This window comes from Enterobacter sp. BIDMC93 (genome assembly GCF_001037805.1).
GTDB lineage: Bacteria > Pseudomonadota > Gammaproteobacteria > Enterobacterales > Enterobacteriaceae > Enterobacter > Enterobacter hormaechei_C.
In genome coordinates, this window is sequence record NZ_KQ089962.1 from 2,116,036 (window position 1) to 2,137,554 (window position 21,519).

A 21,519-nucleotide genomic window follows, 5' to 3' on the forward strand; every position below is an offset into this window, starting at 1 on the left:
ATACATGAAACGATCTCCCTTAGCCGGGGCGTGCTTGCTCGCGCTCTCGCTGATGATGGGGAGCGGTGCGGCGTACGCGAAAACGCCGCCCGACCAGCTCATCATCGGCATGAACATGAATAACCTGCTGACCCTCGATCCGGCGGCAATGACCGGTAACGAAGTGGTCGGCATTGTGGTCAATCTCTACGACTCGCTGGTGGAGCTGGACCCGAACGCGCTCACCAACGTCAGGCCCGCGCTGGCGACGTCCTGGGATATTTCGCCGGACCGTAAAACCCTGACCTTTCACCTGCGTGACGACGTTAAATTCCACTCTGGCAACCCGCTCACGGCGGAGGACGTGGTCTGGTCAATGCGCCGCCTGCTGCACCTCAACCTGGCCCAGGCTTCGGTGTGGAAATCCTACGGATTTTCTAAAAAGAACATTGATAACCAAATCAGCGCCCCGAATGCATACACCGTGCAGATTGTCCTGCCAAAAGCCAACGACCCGCAGCTGGTGATCTACTCCCTCGGCGCGCTCGGCAACCTCGGCGTGCTCGACAGCAAAACGGTGCAGCAGCACGCGGTCAACAACGACTGGGGCAACCGCTGGCTGACCACCAACGAAGCGGGTTCCGGCCCGTTTATGCTGGAAACCTGGCAGGCGAAGGACATGCTGCGCATGCAGCGCAACCCGCAATACTGGCGGGAAGAACCCAAAATGAGCAGGGTGGTGCTGCGTCATTTCCAGGAGTCACAAACCCTGCGCCTGATGATTGAGAAAGGCGACCTCGACGTTGCCAACAACATGGCGGTGGCGGACATTAACGCCCTGCGCAAAGACCCGCAGCTCACCGTCGAAGCCGTGCAGAAAGGCACGGTCTACTACGTGGCGATGAGCATGAAAGAGGTCCATTTCGCTAACCCGAAGGTGCGCGAAGCGGTGCGCTATCTGATTGACTATCAGGGCATCAACAGCGCGCTGATGCCGGGCTACGGCGTGCTGCACCAGCGCCCGATCAAGGCGGGTATGCCGTCCACGCTGCCGGACCCGGGCTATAGGCTCGATATCCCGCGCGCCAGAAAGCTGCTGGCGGAGGCGGGCTACCCGGACGGGTTTGACACCACCCTGCGGGTGCTGGCGGATCAGCCGTTCCTCAATATCGCCATCGCCGTGCAGTCGACGCTGATGCAGGCGGGCATCAACGCCAAAATCATCACCGGCACCGGGAACCAGATTTACGGCGCAATGCGCGAGCGCAAGTTCGACATGCTGGTGGGGCGCGGCGGTAGCGGCGTCGAACCCCATCCGCACTCCAGCCTGCGGGCGTTGGTCTATAACCCGGACAACAGCGATGAAGCCCGTCTGACCAACTTCCAGGGCTGGCGTACCAGCTTCTACGACAAGCCGCTCAACGAAATGATCGACAAGGCCCTGCTGGAGCGCGATCCGGAAAAACAGATCGCCGACTACCAGCAGATCCAGGTCCGCTACGACGCGCTGATCCCGGCGATGATCCCCCTGTCACAGATGGTCGATTCGGTGGTGGTGCGTAACGAGGTGAAGAACTTCCAGTCGCACCCGTCGGCCACCACCTTCCTGCGTGAGGTCTACAAAACCGGAGGTGACAAATGAGTGTGGCAATTCTCGCGCCCGGCTCACGGACCCGGCGCTTCTCAAAGCGGTTAACGCAGGTGGTGGTGACGCTGTTCGGCCTTCTGCTGCTGACCTTTTTCATCGGCCGCGTAATGCCCGTTGATCCGGTGCTGGCGATTGTCGGACCGGATGCCGACCACAGCACCTATCAGCAGGTCTATCACCAGCTGGGATTCGACCGGTCGCTGCTGGCTCAGTTCGGTATTTACCTCAATAACCTGCTGCACGGCGATCTGGGCAATGCCCTGCTGACGGGTAAACCGGTGACTGCCGATATTCTGCGCGTCTTCCCGGCGACGCTCGAGCTGGCGACGATGGCGATTATCGTCGGTGCGGGTCTGGGCATTCCGCTGGGCGTACTGGCGGCGGCGCGGCGCAACAGCGTTTCCGACTACGTGGTGCGCATCATCAGTCTGGCGGGTTATTCCACGCCGATTTTCTGGGTCGGGATGATGGGGCTGCTGCTGTTCTACGCCTGGCTTGGCTGGGTGGGAGGCGCGGGACGTCTGGATCTCGGACTGGAGGGGGTAGTCCCACGCCGCACCGGACTGATGACGGTGGATGCATTGCTGGCCGGAAACGGCGCGGTGTTCTGGAACGCCATTAACCATCTGGTTTTGCCCGCGTCGCTGCTTGGCTTCCACTCCCTGGCCTATATCAGCCGCATGACCCGCAGCTTTATGCTGGCGCAGCTGTCGCAGGAGTTCATTATCACTGCCCGGGTGAAGGGCTTAACTGAACGTCAGGTGATCTGGAATCACGCGTTTCGCAACATTCTCGTGCAGCTCCTGACGGTAGTGGCGCTGGCCTACGGCTCGCTGCTGGAGGGGGCGGTGCTGATTGAAACCGTCTTCTCCTGGCCGGGCTTCGGTTCGTATCTCACCGGCAGCCTGCTGCTCGGGGATATGAACGCGGTCATGGGCTGCGTGCTGCTGGTGGGGGTCATCTTCGTGATGCTGAACCTGCTCTCCGACATGCTGTATCAACTCTTTGACCCGAGGACGAAATCATGACCGTTTCTCTGGATTCGCCGCTGGGGACCGGGCCATCCGAACGCCGCCAGCGTATCAGACGCACGCTGGGCCGCGCCGCGGGCTTCGTCGGCAAGATGGCGCGCAATCCGCTCACCGCCATCGGCGGCGGGATTATCCTGCTGCTGCTGATTGTGGCGGCGTTTGCCCCGCTGATCGCGCCGTACAACCCGCTGGTGCAGGACCTCAATAACGCGCTGGTCGCCCCGAACGCACTGCACTGGTTCGGCACCGACGAGTTTGGCCGGGACATCTTCAGCCGGCTGGTGTACGGCGCGCGCATCACGCTCTACATCGTGCTGCTGGTCTCCGTGACCGTTGGCCCGCTGGGGCTGCTGCTGGGCGTGACCGCAGGCTATTTCGGCGGCAGGGTGGACGCGGTGCTGATGCGCGTCACCGATATCTTTATCTCCTTCCCGAGCCTGGTGCTGGCGCTGGCGTTTGTCGCGGCGCTCGGGCCGGGGCTGGAGCACGTGGTGATTGCGATTACGCTCACCGCCTGGCCGCCGATTGCCCGTCTGGCGCGCGCCGAAACCCTCTCTCTGCGCCAGTCCGATTTTATCTCCGCCGTGCGGCTTCAGGGTGCTTCCCCGGTGCGCGTACTGTGGCGTCACATTGTCCCGCTGTGCCTGCCGTCAGTGATTATCCGCATCACCATGAACATGGCGGGGATCATTCTCACCGCCGCCGGGCTGGGCTTTCTTGGCCTTGGCGCACAGCCGCCGGAGCCGGAGTGGGGAGCGATGATCTCCAGCGGTCGTACCTACATGATGGAGTGCTGGTGGGTGGTGACTATTCCGGGGCTGGCGATCCTGATCAACAGTCTGGCGTTCAACTTCTTAGGAGATGGCCTGCGTGACATCCTCGATCCTCGTAGCGAATAACCCGATGCTCGACGTGCGCGATCTCCACGTCGATTTTATCAACGGCGGCGCGGTCACCCACGCGGTGCGCGGCGTCTCTTTCCAGCTCGGACGCGAAAAGCTGGCGATTGTCGGTGAATCCGGTTCCGGTAAATCCACCGTCGGGCGGGCGCTGCTACGCCTGCATCCGGCCAAAGCGCAGATCCGCGCCGCGCGGATGCAGTTTGGCGATGTCGATTTACAGGCCGTCAGCGAGGCGCAGATGCGCGGCATTCGCGGCAAGCGCATCTCGATGATCATGCAGGACCCGAAATACTCCCTTAACCCGGTGGTGTGCGTGGGCGACCAAATTGCCGAAGCCTGGCTGACCCATCATCCGGGGCGCAAGGCGGAAGCCAAAGCCAGAGTGCTGGAGATGCTCGACGTGGTGCGCATTCGCCAGCCGGAGCGGGTGTATCACCTCTGTCCGCACGAGATTTCCGGCGGGCAGGGGCAACGCATCATGATCGCCATGATGCTGATCGCCGATCCGGAGCTGGTCATTGCCGACGAGCCGACTTCGGCGCTGGACGTGTCGGTGCGTTTGCAGGTGCTGGGCCTGCTCGACGACCTGGTGCAGTCCCGCGGTCTGGGGCTGATCTTTATCAGCCACGACATCAACCTGGTGCGCAGCTTCTGCGACCGGGTGCTGGTGATGTACGCCGGACGGGTGGTGGAGTCGATTGCCGCGAAGGATCTGCACAACGCCAGGCATCCCTACACCCAGGGGCTCATCAGCGCGCTACCGGAAATCAACCATCGCCGACCGACGCTGCCGGTATTACAGCGTCAGGCCAGCTGGCTCAACGAGTAAGGAGCAGAGATGATCGAGATACAACACCTTAACCTGACGTTTGGCGAGGGCGAGAAGCGTAATCAGGTGCTGGACGATGTGAATATCAGCGTGAGGGACGGCGAGATTTACGGCCTGGTGGGGGAGTCCGGTTCGGGCAAAACCACGGTGCTGAAATGCCTTGCCGGGCTGTTTACCCACTGGGAGGGCGAGCTGGCGATTAACGGCAAGCGGCTGGAAAAACGTATCAGCCAGGAACGCTGCCGCCGGGTGCAGATGGTATTTCAGGATCCGTACGGCTCTTTGCATCCGCGTCACACCATCGGCGATATTCTGGAAGAGCCGCTGCACATTCACCGCATAAAAGATCGGGAGCGGCGCGTTCACGCCCTGCTGGATAAAGTTGGGCTTAGCCGGGCGTTTCGCGATCGCTATCCGCACCAGCTTTCCGGCGGGCAGCGCCAGCGCGTGGCGATTGCCAGGGCGCTGATTCTGGAGCCGCAGGTGCTGCTGCTGGATGAACCTACCTCGGCGCTGGACGTCTCGGTTCAGGCGGAAATCCTCAACCTGCTGGCGGAACTTCAGCGTGAGTCGAACCTGACCTACCTGATGGTCACCCACGATCTGGGCGTGATTGCCCATCTGTGTCAGAAGGTGGCGGTAATGCAGTATGGCAAAATCCTTGAAAGCCTGACGGTGGACGAACTGGTCGCCGGGCAGGCCAAAACCGACTATACGCGGATGCTGGTCAATGCCTCACAGCAGTATTCCCGCGAGATGGCGCGGGAGGTGGCGGTGTATTAGGTAGCCGGGTGGCGGCTACGCGATCGGTCCTGTAGGCCGGGTAAGGCGTAGCCGCCACCCGGCAAACCATCAGCGCAAGAGCTGACAATCCGGCGGTAATCGGCACTGCAACGCGCCCGGAACCACTTCGATGCGGAATTTCTCTCCGCTCAGCGGTTCGCCATCAAGGTTAAAGGTCATGCCGTGTGGGGCGATCACTTCAAACCACGCGGATTTCCCGGCGATAATATTGGGGCTCTCCTCTGGCTGCGTCAGCGTCGTAAACAGCGCGGGCAGCAGCCCGTCGCCAGTAAAAATGCGCAGCTGTAGCTGACCATCATTAATCAGGGCTTCCGGGCAAAGCTGCTGTCCGCCGCCTGCCTGACGTCCGTTGCCGATACCAATCACCAGCGCGTCGCCCTGCCAGTGGAAGTTCTCACCGTGGATTTCACAGCTGTCGGGTTTGAGGGTGTCCATGCGCATCAGACCGTGAATGAGGTACGAGACGCCGCCCAGCGCGGCTTTCAGCTTCTCCGGCGTTTCGCTGGTGATCCGCGTGCCGAAACCGCCCGTAGCCATGTTGATAAAGCAGGTTCTTTCATTCACCTGTGCAATGTCGACGGCGGTCGCTTTCCCGAGGATAGCCAGTTGCAGTGCTTTGCCTAAATCCTCAGGTATGCCGGCGCTGGTGGCAAAATCATTGGCGGTACCGAGCGGTAAAATGCCCATCACCGGGCGATGTGCTGTGTTGAGGTCAATAAGCGCACCAGCGATCTCGTTGATTGTTCCGTCGCCGCCGCCTGAAATGATGGTCTCAGCACCTAACCTGATGCCTTCGTCGATATAGCGTGCCGCATCGCCTTTTTCAAAGGTCACCCGCACGTGAATGCGCGCGCCATCTTCACGCAATTCGGTGATCGCCTGGCGCAACAGATCGTTGCCTGCACTTTTGCCATTGAGAATTAATAAACTGTCTGGATAGGATGCCATCCGGGTTGCTCCCTTTTTTAACTATAGAAAGAGTGTATCCCAGAGAAGGAAAAAGCGGGTAAGAACAGGATGAAAGGCAAAAAATAAGCCCGCGTAAGGGAGATTACGCAGGCTAAGGAGGTGGTTCCTGGTACAGCTAGCATTTATGGGTTATGTTTTTCAGCGGGGGGATAATACCCGTATTGAACGAAGCGGTATGTGATCCGATTCTAAGAATTATCCCAGCGTGAAAAAATCCCGTTGATTGACTATTTGCCGTGTGGATTTCGGGTATTTTCACCTTCAAAATTACGCATCAGCAGTGCAAACTCCAGCTCTACCTCTTCAGGAACCGGCAGCCAGACCACATGGCCGTCGCCAGGAGCGACCTCTATCGCCTCACCTTTTTTGTTTTCCAGGTGCTCGAGGCGGAAGTTCATGTTGCCCTGAGGCGTCATCAGCTCCAGGCTGTCGCCTTTAGTGAATTTGTTTTTTACGGCGACGGCGGCCAGCGGACCTTTACGTTCGCCGGTGAAGTCGCCTACAAACTGCTGGCGTTCGGAAATCGAGTAGCCATGCTCGTAGTTCTGGTAGTCGTCGTGGGTGTGACGGCGCAGGAAACCTTCGGTATAGCCGCGATGCGCCAGACCTTCCAGCGTTTCCAGCAGGCTGGTGTCGAACGGTTTACCGGCGGCGGCATCGTCGATGGCTTTGCGATACACCTGTGCGGTACGGGCGCAGTAGTAGTAAGACTTGGTGCGGCCTTCGATTTTCAGGGAGTGTACGCCCATCTGGGTTAAACGCTCGACGTGTGCGATGGCGCGCAGATCTTTGGAGTTCATGATGTAGGTGCCATGCTCGTCTTCGAAGGCGGTCATGTATTCGCCCGGACGTTTGGCTTCTTCGATCATAAACACGCTGTCGGTAGGCGCGCCGATACCCAGCGTTGGCTCAACGTTGGTGACCGGGATCGGCTCGTGTTTGTGCACGATATTGCCGATGTCATCTTCTTTGCCTTCCTGAACGTTATATTCCCAGCGGCAGGCGTTGGTGCAGGTGCCCTGGTTCGGGTCACGCTTGTTGATGTAGCCAGAGAGCAGGCAGCGGCCGGAGTAGGCCATGCACAGCGCGCCGTGAACGAAGATTTCGATCTCCATATCCGGCACCTGGGTGCGGATCTCTTCGATCTCTTCGAGGGACAGCTCGCGGGACAGAATGACGCGGGTCAGCCCCATCTGTTTCCAGAATTTCACCGTTGCCCAGTTGACGGCGTTAGCCTGCACCGAGAGGTGAATGTCCATCTCCGGGAAGTTCTCCCGAACCAGCATGATTAAACCCGGGTCCGACATGATCAGCGCGTTCGGCCCCATCTCCACGACCGGCTTCAGGTCGCGAATGAACGTTTTCAGCTTAGCGTTGTGCGGCGCGATGTTCACCACCACGTAGAATTTTTTGCCCAGGGCATGCGCTTCATTGATGCCGAGCTGAAGATTCTCGTGGTTGAATTCGTTGTTACGCACGCGCAGCGAGTAGCGCGGCTGGCCCGCGTAAACGGCGTCGGCACCATAGGCGAAAGCGTAACGCATATTTTGCAGCGTTCCCGCCGGGGAAAGGAGTTCCGGTTTAAACATGTTTGTTCTCGTTCTGATGACAGGTCAGATCCGCGTGCACCTGGTGCAGCGGTAAGGGGAGATCCCCCACTTTAAGGGCGGGCATTGTAGCGCTGCGGGGCGGGGAGGTAAAGCGCCTCACCCCTTTCAGATGACATAATACTTCGTATCTTTAAACCATTAGCGATATGACATACAAACACAAATATATTAAAGCAAGTAGAATAATACCGGCGATAAGAATGAAACCAATGGCATTCATCGTAGCCGTTCCAGAATACTTGACTGTCCAGATGGCAACTGTTCGAATGTTATGCAGTATTTTTGTGATCATATAGCTGATGAAAACAATAAGCAGCGTCAATTGCGTAAACATGGAAAGGTAAAACATGATAGCCTGCGGAATGAAGTAGTTAGATATTGCCCCTTTTGAGGTAAAGATAATCATGGTTTCGTTATCGATGAAATCCAGTGAAGACCGTATCACTTCCAGCGGGTTCCATGTCATTACAGGTCTGTCTTCAAAATACAGGCCTTGCTGGATATAGAGGTCCTCAATCGAAGCATTTTTAAGATGGGTGACGATAAGTGTAAATGAGAGCATAACGCCCAGAACAATTGAAGAAAAATAAACGATCGATTTTACAGACGAAAACCCTTTCGATAGACCTGCGTTAATGTAAGCTCTGATAAGATAAATTGACATCACATCAAGCAGTAAAGAGTACCAAAAGCCAAAATGAATAAAGTCATGTAATGCAACTTTAATGGTCAATGGCAGATGTTGAGGAATGATGTGCTCAGGATTTCTAAAAGTCAGCACCCAGAGATACCAAACTACAAATAAGATACTGGAATATAAAATCAATAAAAATGGTATGGTAATTAATTGCCTTTTTGAGAATGCATGATTACCGAATGCCAGGAAAAAAGCGCTTACCCATTGCTCGGAAAACTTGGTTATTCTGTTTTTTTTAGGTATGAGGAGTTCTATTTTTTGTATTGCTTTTGTTTTCATTTTTTTATTATAAGCAAATAACCCCAAGAAAAGGCTGGCAACGCTTATAGCTGTGGTGATGATAATGAATAAATTACCAATAACATTTTGCATTTCTTGAAGCCGTAATATTGTGATTTATTTCGTTTTTAACATCAAACATTACAATTTGCAATTGTCAAATCAGGTAGGGGTGTTGTTAGAAAGTGAATGTTATGAAGAACGATGATTACCTGGGCAGGTAATCATCGTTAAAGCAAATATTAAGCAATCCTGCACGCATCCGCTTCCCAGCGATAACCCACGCCGTACACCGCGCGAATAAACGACTGGTCGGCGTCCAGTGCCTCCAGCTTGCGGCGCAGGTTTTTGATGTGACTGTCGATGGTGCGGTCGGTCACTACGCGGTAATCGTCATACAGATGGTTGAGCAGCTGTTCGCGGGAAAACACTTTTCCCGGCTCGTGGGAGAGCGTTTTCAGCAGGCGGAACTCCGCTGGGGTGAGATCCAATAGTTTGCTGCGCCAGCTCGCCTGGAAGCGGCTTTCGTCGACGATCAGCGGGCTTTGCGCATCCAGCACCTGCAATTCACGCTGTGGCTTACAGCGGCGGAGGATGGTTTTCACCCGAGCGACCACCTCCCGCGGGCTGTAAGGCTTGCAGATGTAATCGTCGGCGCCGATTTCGAGCCCCAGCAGACGGTCGATCTCTTCGATTTTGGCCGTCACCATCACGATGGGCACATCGGAGAAACGACGAATTTCCCGGCACAGGGTCAGGCCGTCGGTACCCGGCAGCATCAGATCCAGCAGGATCAGATCCGGCGGCGTCTGGCGCACGTAGGGGAGCACCTGGTCGCCGTGGTTGATAAGCGTTGGCGCGTAGCTCGCAGCGCGCAAATAGTCGATCAGCAGCTGCCCAAGTTTAGGCTCGTCTTCCACGATCAAAATACGCGGTGTGTTGTCGTCAATCGGTAACTCGGTCATGCTTCCCTCGATAAATCCCGTTCCAGAGGTAACTCTACTGTAATGCTAACCCCGCCAAAAGGCGAATGGGCGGCGCGGATGGTGCCGCCGTGGGCCTCTACAATGTTAACGCAAATCGCCAGCCCAAGGCCGGAACCGCCGCTGGCGCGGTTGCGTGAACCTTCGGTACGATAGAAGCGCTCGAACAGTTTTTCCAGCTGCGCATCCTTCACGCCAGGGGCAGAGTCCGCAAAGGTCAGGGCAAAGCGCCCGTTTTCCTGCCTGCCGGAGATATGCAGCGCGCCGCCGCCGTCGGTGTAGCGGAGGCTGTTCTCCAGCAAATTATTGAACAGCTGCATCAGGCGATCTCTGTCGCCAAATACCACCGCGCTGTCCGGCAGCGAAAGGTTGATTTTCAGGTCACGGCTGGCGAAGCGTTCGCGGAATGCGCCGGTCACAACTTCAAGGATATTGATCACGTCTATTGGTGCTTTCTGGTAGGCCAGGGCGCCTTCGTCGGACATGGAAAGCTGATGCAGATCGTCCACCAGCTTGGTCAGCGTGCCGACTTCCGCCTGTAGCGAGGCCACGGACTCGGGGGTGAACTGCCTTACGCCGTCCTGTATCGCCTCCAGCTCGCCGCGCAGCACCGCCAGCGGGGTGCGCAGCTCGTGCGAAATATCGGCCATAAAATCGCGGCGCATCTGCTGGTTTTTTTCCAGCGTGCTGGCGAGCTGGTTGAAGTCCTGCGCCAGCTTGCCCAGTTCATCCTGGCTGCGGGTGTCCACGCGGGTCGAGAAATCACCCGCCGCCAGCTTGTGCGTGCCTTCCACCAGGCGCTTAACCGGCGCCAGCAGGCCGCGCGCCAGCGGGAAGGTGGCGAGCGCCGCAAGCAGGGTAGAAAGCGCGACAATCAGCCAGCTGGTCTGACGCTGCTGGCGGTCAAAGTTGATGTCGGTGTTGCGCGTCAGCCGCTCGACCGGCGAGGCGATAACCCAGCCCACCGTGGCGCCGTTCGAGGTGATGGCGCGCTTTGTACCGTCCGGCGGTACCGGAGAGCGTGGGCCAACGAGCACGCGCATCTCCTGATCAATCACCCAGAACTGGGTGCGCCAGCCGTGCGGCGGCATGCCCGGCCCCGGGCGGTCGTCGTCATTATCGTGCTCCAGCGAGCGCAGGATTTGAAACACAAAGCGATCGTTATTGCGCAGAAAACGCCAGTTACCGTGCAGGCTATACTGTTCGCCCAGCGCGTCGCTTAAGCCCTGTAGTCGCTGTTCGTTACCGTGCTTAATGTAGTCAATAAAGCCGCGCTCAAAGCTGACCCGCACCGCCCAGTGCATGGTAATCAGCAGAACGATACAGGTGGCGAAAATCGCCACAAAAAGCTTACCGGTGATCCCCGGACGCCAGAATTTCATGGTGCACTCCTTTTGCCGCGTCGGATCACGACGTTTTTGGTCGTGTCATTCGGTACTCTGGCAAAGATAAAAGCGGGCAGGGCGATAATTACCGCCATGCTGAGGTAAGTATATAAAAAGACCTGATGCGCGACGGGGGTGTCGGCGCTGAGATGGTGCTGACCGTACATGCCGAGCAGCAATCCGGCGACCGTGACCCCCACGCTCATGGAGAGCTGCATGATCATCGACAGCAGGCTGTTACCGCTGCTCGCCAGCTCGTCCGGCAGATCTTTCAGCGTCAGGGTGTTCATCGACGAGAAGCGCATGGAGTTGATGATCCCCTGGCAGAACAGCACCAGCGGCAGGATGTAGTACCAGCCCAGCAGCGCCACGGCCATAAACAGCAGGCAAACCAACGCCAGCCCGATCGTGGCGGTCACCAGCACCCGGCGATAGCCAAAGCGGTTCACCACCTGCACCACAATACGCTTCATCCCCATGCTGCCGAGCACCATCGGGATCATCATCAGCCCGGCGTGGAACGGCGAGAAGCCCATCCCAATCTGTAAAAACACCGGCGTCATAAACGGCAACATGCCGCTGCCGATGCGTCCGGCAAAGCTGCCGAAGAGACCAAGACGGTAGGTGGGATTCCTGAAAAGATTCAGGCTGAACAGCGCGTTAGCGTTGCCTCTGGCATGCCACAGATACCAGAGAATCGCGGTGATCCCCAGCGCCACCAGCAGGGCGAGCGACAGGGAGGAGATCCCCAACCCTTTTTGCCCGTCGAGGGCCAGGGTGAGCGTCGCCATGCCAGCCGCCAGCAGGATAAAGCCAACGAAATCAAAGCGCCGGGTCTGCATTTTATAGTTCGGCATCAGCGTCAGGGTGGCAATCGCGCCGATAATACCGACCGGCAGGTTGATCAGGAAGATCCAGTGCCAGGAGGCATACTCCACCAGAATCCCGCCCAGCGCCGGGCCAAGCAGCGGGCCGACCTGACCGGGCAAGGTGACGAAGGTCATCGCCGCCATATACTGCGCGCGCGGAACAATTTTCATCACCGTTAACCGCCCGACGGGCACCATCATCGCGCCGCCGACGCCCTGTAGCACGCGCGCCATCACCAGCTGGTCGAGGGTATTGGCCTGGGCGCAAAACAGCGACCCGGTGGTAAACAGCACAATGGCGGTGAAGAAGATGTTTCTCACACCGACTTTATCCGCCAGCCAGCCGCTGGCAGGCAGCATCACGGCGACCGTCAGCACGTAGGCGACAATCACCATATGCATGTGCAGCGGGCTCTCCCCCAGGCTTTTCGCCATCGAGGGGAGGGCGGTGTTCACGATGGTCGTGTCCAGCGACTGCATAAAGAAGCCGAACGCGACGATCCACAATTGCCAGCGAACGTTACTGGGTAGGTCGGTCATTTACTCGGTCACCGTGGTTCTCTTTTTACGCGAAAAACGCAGCCGCAGTCGGTCAAAGAACAGATAGACTACCGGCGTGGTATAGAGCGTCAGCAGCTGGCTCATCACCAGGCCGCCGACAATCGTGATCCCCAGCGGCTGGCGCAGTTCAGAGCCGTCACCGCCGGATATAACCAGCGGTAGCGCACCGAACAGCGCGGCCAGCGTGGTCATCATGATCGGGCGAAAACGCAGCAGACAGGCCTGGAATATCGCCTCGTCCGGCGTCAGGTTGCCGTTACGCTGGGCGTCCAGGGCAAAGTCGACCATCATAATCGCGTTTTTCTTCACAATACCTATTAATAGCATGATCCCGATGAGCGCGATTAGGCTGAACGGGGCACCGAACAGCTCCAGCGCCAGCAGCGCCCCCACGCCCGCAGAGGGAAGCGTGGAGAGAATGGTCAACGGGTGCACATAGCTTTCGTACAGCACGCCCAGCACGATATAAACCGTGGCAATAGCCGCCAGGATCAAAATGACCTGCGAGTTCATGGTGTCCTGGAACACCTGCGCCGTACCGGCAAAGCTGCCGCGCACGGAGGAGGGCACCCCGAGCTGGGTCATGGCGCGGTTGATGGCGTCGCTGGCCTCAGACAGCGACGAGCCGGTTGGCAGGTTAAACGACACGGTCGAGGCGGCGGAAAGCCCCTGGTGGTTCACCGACAGCGGCGCGTTCGACGGCTGCCAGCTGGCGAAGTACGACAGCGGGATCGCCTTGCCGTCATTATTGATCACAAACATCTTGTCCAGCGCGCTGATGTCCTGGGTGTAGCGCGGATCAACTTCCATCACCACCTTGTACTGGTTCATCGGCTGATAGATGGTGGAGACTTCACGCTGCCCGAAGGCGTTGTTAAGCAGGCTGTTGGCCGCTTCAACGTTAATGCCCAGGCGGGACATGGTTTCGCGATCGTAGGTGAGCGCCATCTCGGCGCCGTTATTCTGGCTGTCGGAGTTCACGTCCGCCAGCTGCGGCAGCGCGGCCAGCGCTTTACGGATCTTCGGCTCCCACTCGCGCAGGGCGGCTAAGTCATCTGAGAGCAGGGTATACTGATAGCTGGCGTTAGCCTGTCGTCCGCCGACGCGGATATCCTGAACGGCCATCAAAAACAGATTTGCCCCCGGCTCTTTGGCGAGCTTCAGCCGCAGGCGGTCAATGATCTGCTGCGCCGTTTCGTGACGTTCACCGCGCGGCTTAAGGGTAATAAACATCATCCCGCTGTTAACGCGCGAGCCGCCGGTAAAGCCGGTGACGTTATCCACGGCCGGATCTTCCCGGATGATTTTCATAAAGTCTTGCAGTTTGCCCCGCATCGCCTGGAACGAAATACTCTGGTCCGCCTGAATACCGCCCATCAGCACGCCGGTATCCTGCTCCGGGAAGAAGGTTTTCGGGATGGTGATATACATCCAGACGTTGAGGACGATGGTGCCGATCAGCACCAGCCCGACAAGACGCGTGTGGTTCAGCACCCATTTCAGCGATTTGCCATAGCCTGACTGCATCGCTATCAGGACGCGGCCAAAGCCTTTCCTGCGCGGCTGCGAGTGCGGTTGGCTGCGCTTTAGCATCCAGCCGCACATCATCGGCGTCAGCGTCAGCGAAATCACCAGGGAGATACCGATGGCGACGGAAAGCGTGACGGCAAATTCGCGCAGCAGTCGCCCCGGCAGGCCGCCCATCAGCAGCAGCGGCAGGAACACCGCCACCAGCGACAGGCTCATGGACAGGACCGTGAAGCCCACTTCGCGCGTCCCCTGAAGCGCCGCCTGGAGCGGCTTCATGCCCGCTTCCAGATGGCGCGAGATATTCTCCAGCACCACGATGGCGTCATCCACTACAAACCCGGTGGCAATCGTCAGCGCCATCAGCGACAGGTTGTTAAGACTAAACCCACACAGGTACATGGCGGCAAAGGTGCCTATCAGCGATACCGGAACCGCCACCGCCGGGATCAGCGTGGCGCGCCCCGAGCGCAGGAACAGGAACACCACCAGGATCACCAGCGCGACGGAGATGATCAGCGTTTGCTCTACCTCCTCAAGCGAGGCGCGGATGGTAGGGGAGCGGTCCTGCGCAATCTGGAGGTCGATGGCCGCCGGAATCGTTTCCTGGAGCTCCGGCAGGCGCGCGCGGATGCTGTTCACCGTCTGGATAATGTTGGCTTCCGGCAGTTTGCGGATCATCAGCAAAATCGCCGGTTTGGCGTTAGTCATCCCGGCGTTACGCACGTCCTGCACCGAATCGTTGACGCTGGCGACGTCGCTCAGGCGCACCGCCGCACCGTTGTTGTAGTGAATAATCAACGGCTGATACTCGGCGGCGGTTTTCAGCTCGTCGTTGGTCTGGATCTGCCAGCGGTGGCTGTTGTCCTCAATCGCGCCCTGCGGCTTACGCACGTTGGCGTTGCTGATGGCGGAACGCACGTCGTCCAGCGATACGCCCTGGTTAAACAGCGCCTGCGGATTCAGCCCCACGCGCACGGCGGGCAGAGAGCTGCCGCCGACGTCCACGTCGCCCACGCCGTCAATCTGGGCGATGGTTTGCGCCAGCTGGGTGGAGGCAAAATCGTACAGCTCGCCCTGGGAGTAGGTCTCTGACGTGAGCGTCAGGATCATGATCGGCGCGTCGGACGGGTTAGCCTTGCGGTAGGTTGGACGGCTCGGCATGCCGCTTGGCAGCAGGCTTTGGGCGGCGTTTATCGCGGCCTGCACGTCACGCGCCGCGCCGTTGATGTCCCGGTCGAAGTTAAATTCCAGAATGATGCGCGTGCTGCCCAGCGAACTGCTGGAGGTCATCTCGTTAACCCCGGCAATTCGCCCAAGCGAGCGCTCAAGCGGCGTCGCCACCGATGACGCCATGGTTTCCGGTGAGGCACCCGGCAGCGAGGCGCTGACCATGATCACCGGGAAATCGACCTGCGGCAGCGGGGCCACCGGCAGCAGCCGGAAGCCCAGCACGCCGCACAGGGTAATAGCGACGGAGAGTAAAATCGTCGCCACCGGACGGTAAATGAAGAGGGCGAAAAACTTCACTTACGCCTCCTCTTCACGTTTCGGGAAGCGGCTTTTCGTCCACAGGGCCAGACGGTCAAACAGCAGGTAGATAACCGGCGTGGTAAACAGCGTCAGCACCTGGCTCACCAGCAGGCCGCCCACCATCCCGATGCCCAGTGGACGGCGCAGTTCGGCCCCCACGCCGGTGCTCAGCATCAGCGGCAGCGCGCCCAGCAGGGCGGCGAGGGTGGTCATCAGGATCGGACGAAAACGCAGCAGACAGGCCTGGTAAATGGCCTCGCGCGGCGCCATACCCTGCTCGCGCTCGGCGGCCAGCGCAAAGTCGATCATCATGATGGCGTTTTTCTTCACAATGCCGATAAGCAGGATGATGCCGATGATCGCAATGACGTCCAGCTCGCTCCCCGCCAGCATCAGCGCCAGCAGCGCCCCCACGCCCGCCGTCGGCAGGGTGGAGAGGATGGTGATTGGGTGGATAAAGCTTTCATACAGCACGCCAAGCACGATATACATCGCCACCACCGCCGCGACAATCAGCCAGACGGTGCTGCCCAGCGCGGCCTGGAACGCCAGCGTACTGCCCTGGAACTGGGTCTGAATATCGGACGGGAAGCTGAGTTCTTTCTCCGCGCCCAGAATGGCCTCCACCGCTTCGCCCAGGGAATACCCGTCCGGCACGTTGAACGAAATGGTGGTGGACGGGAACTGATCGAGATGGTTAATCGACAGTGGGGTGTGGCGCTCTTCCACGCTGGCAATGGCGCTGAGCGGCACAATCCCGCCGTCTTTGCTGGTCAGGCGCACCGTGTCCAGCGCGGCCAGCCCGGGCGTGTTCTCGGTGTTATGTTCCAGCACCACGCGATACTGGTTGGCCTGGGTATAGATGGTGGAGATCAGGCGCTGGCCAAAGGCGTTATACAGGGCGTTATCCACGTCGGACATGGTAATGCCCAGACGGCTGGCGGTGTCGCGGTTGACGTTCACGTACGCCGCCAGCCCTTTATCCTGCCAGTCGCTGCTGACGTCAGAAACCTGCGGCAGTGCTTTCAGCTTGTCCACCAGCTGCGGCACCCAGGTGCTCAGCGCCTCAAGCGAGGTGGCCTGGAGCGTAAACTGGTACTGCGTGCGGCTCACCTGCGTATCAATGGTTAAATCCTGGATCGGTTGCAGATACAGCTCAATGCCCGGCACGCGCGCCACCGCGCTTTGCAGGCGTTCAATCACCGCGTTAACGCGATCGTCGCGGTCATCGAGCGGTTTAAGGTTAATTTGCAGGCGCGCGCTGTTGAGCGACGGGTTGGTGCCGTCCACGCCCACGTAGGCAGTCAGGCTTTCCACCGCCGGATCTTTCATGATGATCTCAGACACCTGCTGCTGGCGCTGCGCCATGTTGGCGAAGGAGACCGTCTGCGGCGCCTGAAGCGTGCCCTGAATAATGCCGTTGTCCTGAATCGGGAAGAAGCCTTTCGGAATGAAAATCCACAGCATGACGCTGAGCGCCAGGGTGCCGAGCGCCACGCCGAGCGTCGCCCACGGATGGTTCAGGACTTTCGCCAGCACGCGGCCGTAGGCGGCGATAATGCGCTCGAACATCCGCTCGGAGGCGCGCGAGAAGCGGTTTTGCTTGCGCAGGGACTCGTGGCTCAGCATGCGGGCGCACATCATCGGCGTCAGCGTCAGCGACACCACGGCAGAGATCAGAATGGCGACCGCCAGCGTCACGGCAAACTCGCGGAACAGCCGCCCGACGATATCGCCCATAAACAGCAGCGGGATCAGCACCGCAATCAGCGAGAAGGTGAGCGAGATAATGGTAAAGCCGATCTCCCCCGCGCCCTTCAGCGCGGCGGCTAACGGCTTTTCACCTTTTTCGATATAGCGCGAGATGTTTTCGATTACCACGATGGCGTCGTCCACCACAAACCCGGTGGCGATGGTGAGCGCCATCAGCGTCAGGTTGTTAATCGAAAAGTCGAGAAACACCATCACCGCGAACGTTCCGACCAGCGAGAGCGGCACGGCGACGGCGGGAATGATGGTTGCCGGGACGTTGCGCAGGAACAGGTAGATGATCATCACCACCAGCGCAATCGCCAGCATCAGCTCGAACTGGGTGTCGGTCACTGACGCGCGAATATTCGTGGTGCGGTCAGAGAGCACTTTCACGCTGACCGATTTTGGCAGGCTTTCCACCAGCTGCGGCAGCATGGTGCGAATGCTGTCGGCGGTATCAATAATATTCGCGCCCGGCTGGCGCTGAACGTTCATGACAATCGCCTGCTGCTTATTGGCCCACGCCCCGAGCCAGCTGTTTTCTGCACCTTGTTCGACGGTGGCTACGTCGCCCAGGCGGATCGGCGCGCCGTTCTGGTAGGCAATGATCAGCTGACGGTACTCATCGGCGGACTGCATCTGGTCGTTGGCGGAGAGCGTGACCGCGCGGGTCGGGCCGTCCAGCGACCCCTTCGCTGAGTTGACGTTGGCGCTGCTGATGGCGGTGCGGATGGTTTCGCTGGTTAACCCCAGCGCGGCAATGGCCTGGGCATTCAGTTTGACGCGCACGGCGGGGCGTTGACCGCCCGCCAGCGTCACCAGCCCTACGCCGGTCACCTGCGAAATCTTCTGCGCCACGCGGGTTTCAACCATGTCTTCCACCTGGGTCATCGGCATGGCGGAGGAGGTGACGGCAAGGGTCATGATCGGCGGATCCGCCGGGTTGACCTTGCTGTAAACCGGTGGATTCGGCAGGTCAGACGGCAGCAGGTTAGTGGCGGCGTTAATCGCGGCCTGCACCTCCTGCTCGGCGACATCCAGCGACAGCGTGAGCTGGAACTGAAGCGTGACGACCGAAGCGCCGCCGGAGCTCTGGGAGGACATCTGCTTCAGGCCAGACATCTGGCCAAACTGACGCTCCAGCGGGGCGGTGATGGCGGACGTCACCACATCCGGACTGGCGCCCGGATAGAGGGTGACAACCTGAATGGTCGGGTAGTCCACTTCCGGCAGCGCCGACACGGGCAGAAAACGGTAGCCAATGATCCCGGCCAGCAGGATCGCCACCATCAACAGGGTCGTCGCAACCGGACGTAAGATAAACAGGCGTGATGGCCCACCTGTAGAGCTCGGCGGCATCACCTGCATCAGGCTTTTGCTCCTGTATTCTGCGCTTCCACCACCTCGACCTGCGCCCCTTCGGTCAGACGGTCAATACCGTCGGTCACGACGCGGTCGCCAGCGGACAGCCCGGCGCTGATCACCACCGTCTGGCTGTCCTGGATGCCGGTTTTCACCAGGTGTTTGCTGACCTTGTTTTCGCTGTTCAGCACCCAGACAAAGTTGCCTTCACTGCCCATTTGCAGGGCCGCCGTCGGGATCACCACCGCGTTTTCTTCGGTCGCGACCAGCATTCGCGCGTTGACGAACTGATTCGGGAACAGGGCATCGTCCTGATTGTTGAAGCGTGCTTTTAGCTTAATGGTGCCGGTGGTGGTGTCGATCTGGTTATCCAGGCTCAACAGCGAACCTTCGCTCAGCTTCTGCTTGTTGGTGCGATCCCAGGCTTCAACCACCAGCGCTTTTCCGGCCTTCTGCGCCTGTATCACCGTCGCAATGTCGCTTTCCGGCAGGGTAAAGACGAGATCGATAGGGTGCGTCTGGGTGATCACCACGATGCCCGTGGTATCGCCGCTGGAGATTTGGTTCCCGATATCGACCTGTTTCAGGCCCACGCGGCCGTCAATCGGCGCGGTGATCCGGCTCCAGTCGAGCTGGAGCTGGGCGCTGGCGACCGCGGCTTCGTCGGCCTTGATGGTGCCCTGAGATTCACTGACCAGAGACTGCTGGGTGTCCAGCTCCTGGCGCGACACGAGGTTGGTTTTTACCAGCTGCTGATAGCGGGCTAAATCGCGGCGGGCATTGGCGAGGGTGGCTTTGTCTTTCGCGAGCTGCCCCTGCGCCTGCGCCAGGGCCACCTTAAACTGGCTTGGATCGATTTCCGCCAGCAGATCGCCGGCTTTTACCTGCTGACCTTCCTGGAAATGGATGGCCATCAACTGACCGTCCACGCGGCTACGTACCGTCACGGTGTTGGCGGCGGTGATGGTTCCCAGCCCGGAGAGATAACGAGGCACCGCTTTATTCACCGCCGTTGCCGCCTGCACCGGTGCCAGCGCACCGCCGCGCATACCGTGGCGCCCGCCGCCCGTTGAGCGTTGTGAGGGGCTATTAGCGCCAGCAGGTGCCGTGGAGTTCGCGGACTGGCTGTGCCAGTACCAGGCGGCGGCCAGGACCACCACAATCAGACCAACGGCGATTGCCCAGCGGGATTTGTTACTGCCTTTCATCGTTATACGTTCTCATCCTGAAACTCTTTCGGGGAATGATACTAGTTTAGTCAGCTAACACAGCGGAAAAATGGAGGAAATATGGAAGACTGTCGGGAATTGTCTGAGTGTGGCGCTGCGGTTTCGCCTTCGCCGGGTGGCGCTGCGCTTACCCGGCCTACGGTTGGAGGATCTTGTAGGCCGGGTAAGGCGAAGCCGCCACCCGGCACAACCCCATTAGCTAAACACCACCTGCGCCCAGCGCGCCAGCCCTGCCGTAACGGAGCCAAAGTCATCGCCACCGGCAATCGGGATCCCCGGCAGCTGTTCCGCCAGCGCTTTCTTGATCAGCGGCGAACGGGCGCTACCGCCAGTCAGGTAAATTACGTCCGGCTTCACGTTGCCGTTCTCAAGCGCCAGCTGCACCTGCTCCAGAATACGCTGAAGCGGCTGAGTCAGCGCCATTTCCAGCCCTTCCTGAGTGATAGCCGTAGCCAGATCGTCACTGATAAACGGCAGCGAAACCGCATGCTCTGGACGATCGGAAAGGGCAATTTTGCTCTCTTCGGCGGTGCGCACCACGCGGTAGCTCAGACGCTGACGCCACACCTTATACAGAAGTGCGACCTTCTCTGCATCCTGCGCATCACGCACCAGATCGTTGAGGAAACGGCCATTCGCGGTGCTGTAAAAATCACTCTGGGCAGGGACGTCGTTGATGGCAATCGCGTTCCACCACGGCAGGATCGGCAGGGCGATGCCTTTCTCGGTTTGACCGCCCATGCCGAGCAGCGGCATCAGGCTCTTGAAGGCCAGGGCAATATCCAGATCGTTACCGCCCACGCGGCAGCCGCTGTGCCCCAGCAGACTATTTTCACGATCGCGACGGTGATGCCACTGCGGACCCATCAGCAGTAATGAACAGTCCGTCGTACCGCCGCCGATGTCCACCACCAGCACCCGTTTCTCTTCCGTCAGCGTGGCTTCAAAATCCAGCCCCGCCGCAACCGGCTCATACTGGAACACCACGTCACGGAAGCCTGCCCGGTGCGCTGCACGCTCAAGGATCCCCTGCGCCTGCTGGTTGGCTTCGTCGCCGCCCAGCCCCTGAAAGTTAATCGGACGGCCAATCACCGCCTGGGTGATGGCATCCGGCACCTGAGACTGCGCCTGATTGCGGATGTGCAGCATCATCGCGCAGACCAGATCTTCAAACATCGCCACCTGCTGCGGCTTCATGCCGCTGGCGCCGAGGAAGGATTTCGGCGATTTAACGAAGTAGACCTCTTCCGGATCTTCAATGTACTGCCCGAGGGAAGAGAGGCCGAACTGCACGCTGGACGAGGTAACGTCGATATCTTCCTCGCGGTTAAAGCTGACCGCACGGCGCAGCAGCGCCTGGGTCTCCGCCGCCGTGGCCGGAACCTGATGGTGGCGGAACAGCCACTCGCTCACCGCTTCACGCGTGGGCGCACAAAGCATTGACGGCAACAGCGTACTGCCGTTTTCCATTTTCAGGAGCTGCGGTTGTCCGTTTTGCATTATCGCAACCGAGCAGTTTGCGGTGCCGTAGTCGAATCCAATAAACACAATAAATCCCCATGCCGGTGAG

Annotated in this window: 15 protein-coding genes; 5 read left to right on the forward strand and 10 right to left on the reverse strand. The window is 59.2% G+C overall.

The genetic code is table 11. The features are described 5' to 3' along the window. Positions 1–4 precede the first annotated feature (4 nt). From SK58_RS10000 to SK58_RS10020, 5 genes are read left to right on the forward strand one after another with little or no spacing between them, the layout of a single operon-like run. Complete coding sequence (locus SK58_RS10000; RefSeq protein ID WP_047062943.1) at positions 5–1,621, forward strand: ABC transporter substrate-binding protein; 1,617 nt, start codon at positions 5–7, stop codon at positions 1,619–1,621. Next, on the forward strand, positions 1,618–2,655 hold the full coding sequence (locus tag SK58_RS10005; protein ID WP_017693076.1) for an ABC transporter permease: 1,038 nt from the start codon (positions 1,618–1,620) through the stop codon (positions 2,653–2,655). Before SK58_RS10000 ends, SK58_RS10005 begins: the two co-directional genes overlap by 4 nt. Next, complete coding sequence (locus SK58_RS10010; protein WP_048219779.1) at positions 2,652–3,557, forward strand: ABC transporter permease; 906 nt, start codon at positions 2,652–2,654, stop codon at positions 3,555–3,557. The genes SK58_RS10005 and SK58_RS10010 overlap by 4 nt, the downstream gene beginning before the upstream one ends. Next, positions 3,529–4,389 (forward strand): ABC transporter ATP-binding protein, encoded by an 861-nt coding sequence (locus tag SK58_RS10015; protein ID WP_032669503.1) that lies wholly within the window; start codon positions 3,529–3,531, stop codon positions 4,387–4,389. The genes SK58_RS10010 and SK58_RS10015 overlap by 29 nt, the downstream gene beginning before the upstream one ends. Positions 4,390–4,398: 9 nt before the next feature. After that, the gene (locus tag SK58_RS10020) at positions 4,399–5,172 is read left to right on the forward strand and encodes an ABC transporter ATP-binding protein (RefSeq protein ID WP_032104609.1); all 774 of its coding nucleotides are present in this window, start codon (positions 4,399–4,401) and stop codon (positions 5,170–5,172) included. 69 nt (positions 5,173–5,241) lie between these two features. Here the strand turns inward: SK58_RS10020 and yegS are convergent, their stop codons facing one another. The 10 genes from yegS to yegD all read right to left on the reverse strand — a co-directional run bounded on the left by yegS (position 5,242) and on the right by yegD (position 21,497). Beyond that, entirely contained in the window at positions 5,242–6,141 is a 900-nt protein-coding gene (gene yegS, locus SK58_RS10025; protein WP_015572360.1) for a lipid kinase YegS, read from the reverse strand. Between the two features lie 248 nt (positions 6,142–6,389). Next, complete coding sequence (yegQ, locus tag SK58_RS10030; protein WP_015572361.1) at positions 6,390–7,751, reverse strand: prephenate-dependent tRNA uridine(34) hydroxylase TrhP; 1,362 nt, start codon at positions 7,749–7,751, stop codon at positions 6,390–6,392. 151 nt (positions 7,752–7,902) lie between these two features. Then, positions 7,903–8,841 carry a hypothetical protein gene (locus SK58_RS10035; RefSeq protein ID WP_015572363.1) on the reverse strand — a complete coding sequence of 313 codons (939 nt, stop codon included), beginning with the start codon at positions 8,839–8,841 and terminating at the stop codon, positions 7,903–7,905. 149 nt (positions 8,842–8,990) lie between these two features. Next, the gene (baeR, locus tag SK58_RS10040) at positions 8,991–9,713 is read right to left on the reverse strand and encodes an envelope stress response regulator BaeR (RefSeq protein ID WP_047718284.1); all 723 of its coding nucleotides are present in this window, start codon (positions 9,711–9,713) and stop codon (positions 8,991–8,993) included. Continuing rightward, positions 9,710–11,113, reverse strand: coding sequence for an envelope stress sensor histidine kinase BaeS (baeS, locus tag SK58_RS10045; RefSeq protein WP_047718283.1), 1,404 nt, complete (start codon positions 11,111–11,113; stop codon positions 9,710–9,712). The genes baeR and baeS overlap by 4 nt, the downstream gene beginning before the upstream one ends. Then, positions 11,110–12,525: an MFS transporter gene (locus tag SK58_RS10050; RefSeq protein WP_032669506.1), complete on the reverse strand. Its 1,416-nt coding sequence runs from the start codon at positions 12,523–12,525 to the stop codon at positions 11,110–11,112. Before SK58_RS10050 ends, baeS begins: the two co-directional genes overlap by 4 nt. After that, positions 12,526–15,603, reverse strand: coding sequence for a multidrug efflux RND transporter permease subunit MdtC (mdtC, locus tag SK58_RS10055; RefSeq protein ID WP_048219781.1), 3,078 nt, complete (start codon positions 15,601–15,603; stop codon positions 12,526–12,528). It lies immediately after the preceding gene. Further along, a complete protein-coding gene (locus SK58_RS10060) occupies positions 15,604–18,726 on the reverse strand; it encodes an MdtB/MuxB family multidrug efflux RND transporter permease subunit (RefSeq protein WP_017383264.1) in 3,123 nt (1,040 codons plus the stop codon). Beyond that, positions 18,726–19,928: an MdtA/MuxA family multidrug efflux RND transporter periplasmic adaptor subunit gene (locus SK58_RS10065; RefSeq protein ID WP_047738854.1), complete on the reverse strand. Its 1,203-nt coding sequence runs from the start codon at positions 19,926–19,928 to the stop codon at positions 18,726–18,728. Before SK58_RS10065 ends, SK58_RS10060 begins: the two co-directional genes overlap by 1 nt. Positions 19,929–20,144: 216 nt before the next feature. Then, a complete protein-coding gene (yegD, locus tag SK58_RS10070; RefSeq protein ID WP_045349357.1) occupies positions 20,145–21,497 on the reverse strand; it encodes a molecular chaperone in 1,353 nt (450 codons plus the stop codon). Between the last annotated feature and the right edge of the window lie 22 nt (positions 21,498–21,519).

Excerpts from the sequence above, each read along its gene's own strand:
- SK58_RS10000 (WP_047062943.1), top strand. The coding sequence starts at position 5 with ATGAAACGATCTCCCTTAGCCGGGGCGTGCTTGCTCGCGCTCTCGCTG.
- SK58_RS10005 (WP_017693076.1), top strand. The coding sequence starts at position 1,618 with ATGAGTGTGGCAATTCTCGCGCCCGGCTCACGGACCCGGCGCTTCTCA.
- SK58_RS10010 (WP_048219779.1), top strand. The coding sequence starts at position 2,652 with ATGACCGTTTCTCTGGATTCGCCGCTGGGGACCGGGCCATCCGAACGC.
- SK58_RS10020 (WP_032104609.1), top strand. The coding sequence starts at position 4,399 with ATGATCGAGATACAACACCTTAACCTGACGTTTGGCGAGGGCGAGAAG.
- yegS (WP_015572360.1), bottom strand. The coding sequence starts at position 6,141 with ATGGCATCCTATCCAGACAGTTTATTAATTCTCAATGGCAAAAGTGCA.
- yegQ (WP_015572361.1), bottom strand. The coding sequence starts at position 7,751 with ATGTTTAAACCGGAACTCCTTTCCCCGGCGGGAACGCTGCAAAATATG.
- SK58_RS10035 (WP_015572363.1), bottom strand. The coding sequence starts at position 8,841 with ATGCAAAATGTTATTGGTAATTTATTCATTATCATCACCACAGCTATA.
- baeR (WP_047718284.1), bottom strand. The coding sequence starts at position 9,713 with ATGACCGAGTTACCGATTGACGACAACACACCGCGTATTTTGATCGTG.
- baeS (WP_047718283.1), bottom strand. The coding sequence starts at position 11,113 with ATGAAATTCTGGCGTCCGGGGATCACCGGTAAGCTTTTTGTGGCGATT.
- SK58_RS10050 (WP_032669506.1), bottom strand. The coding sequence starts at position 12,525 with ATGACCGACCTACCCAGTAACGTTCGCTGGCAATTGTGGATCGTCGCG.
- SK58_RS10060 (WP_017383264.1), bottom strand. The coding sequence starts at position 18,726 with ATGCAGGTGATGCCGCCGAGCTCTACAGGTGGGCCATCACGCCTGTTT.
- SK58_RS10065 (WP_047738854.1), bottom strand. The coding sequence starts at position 19,928 with ATGAAAGGCAGTAACAAATCCCGCTGGGCAATCGCCGTTGGTCTGATT.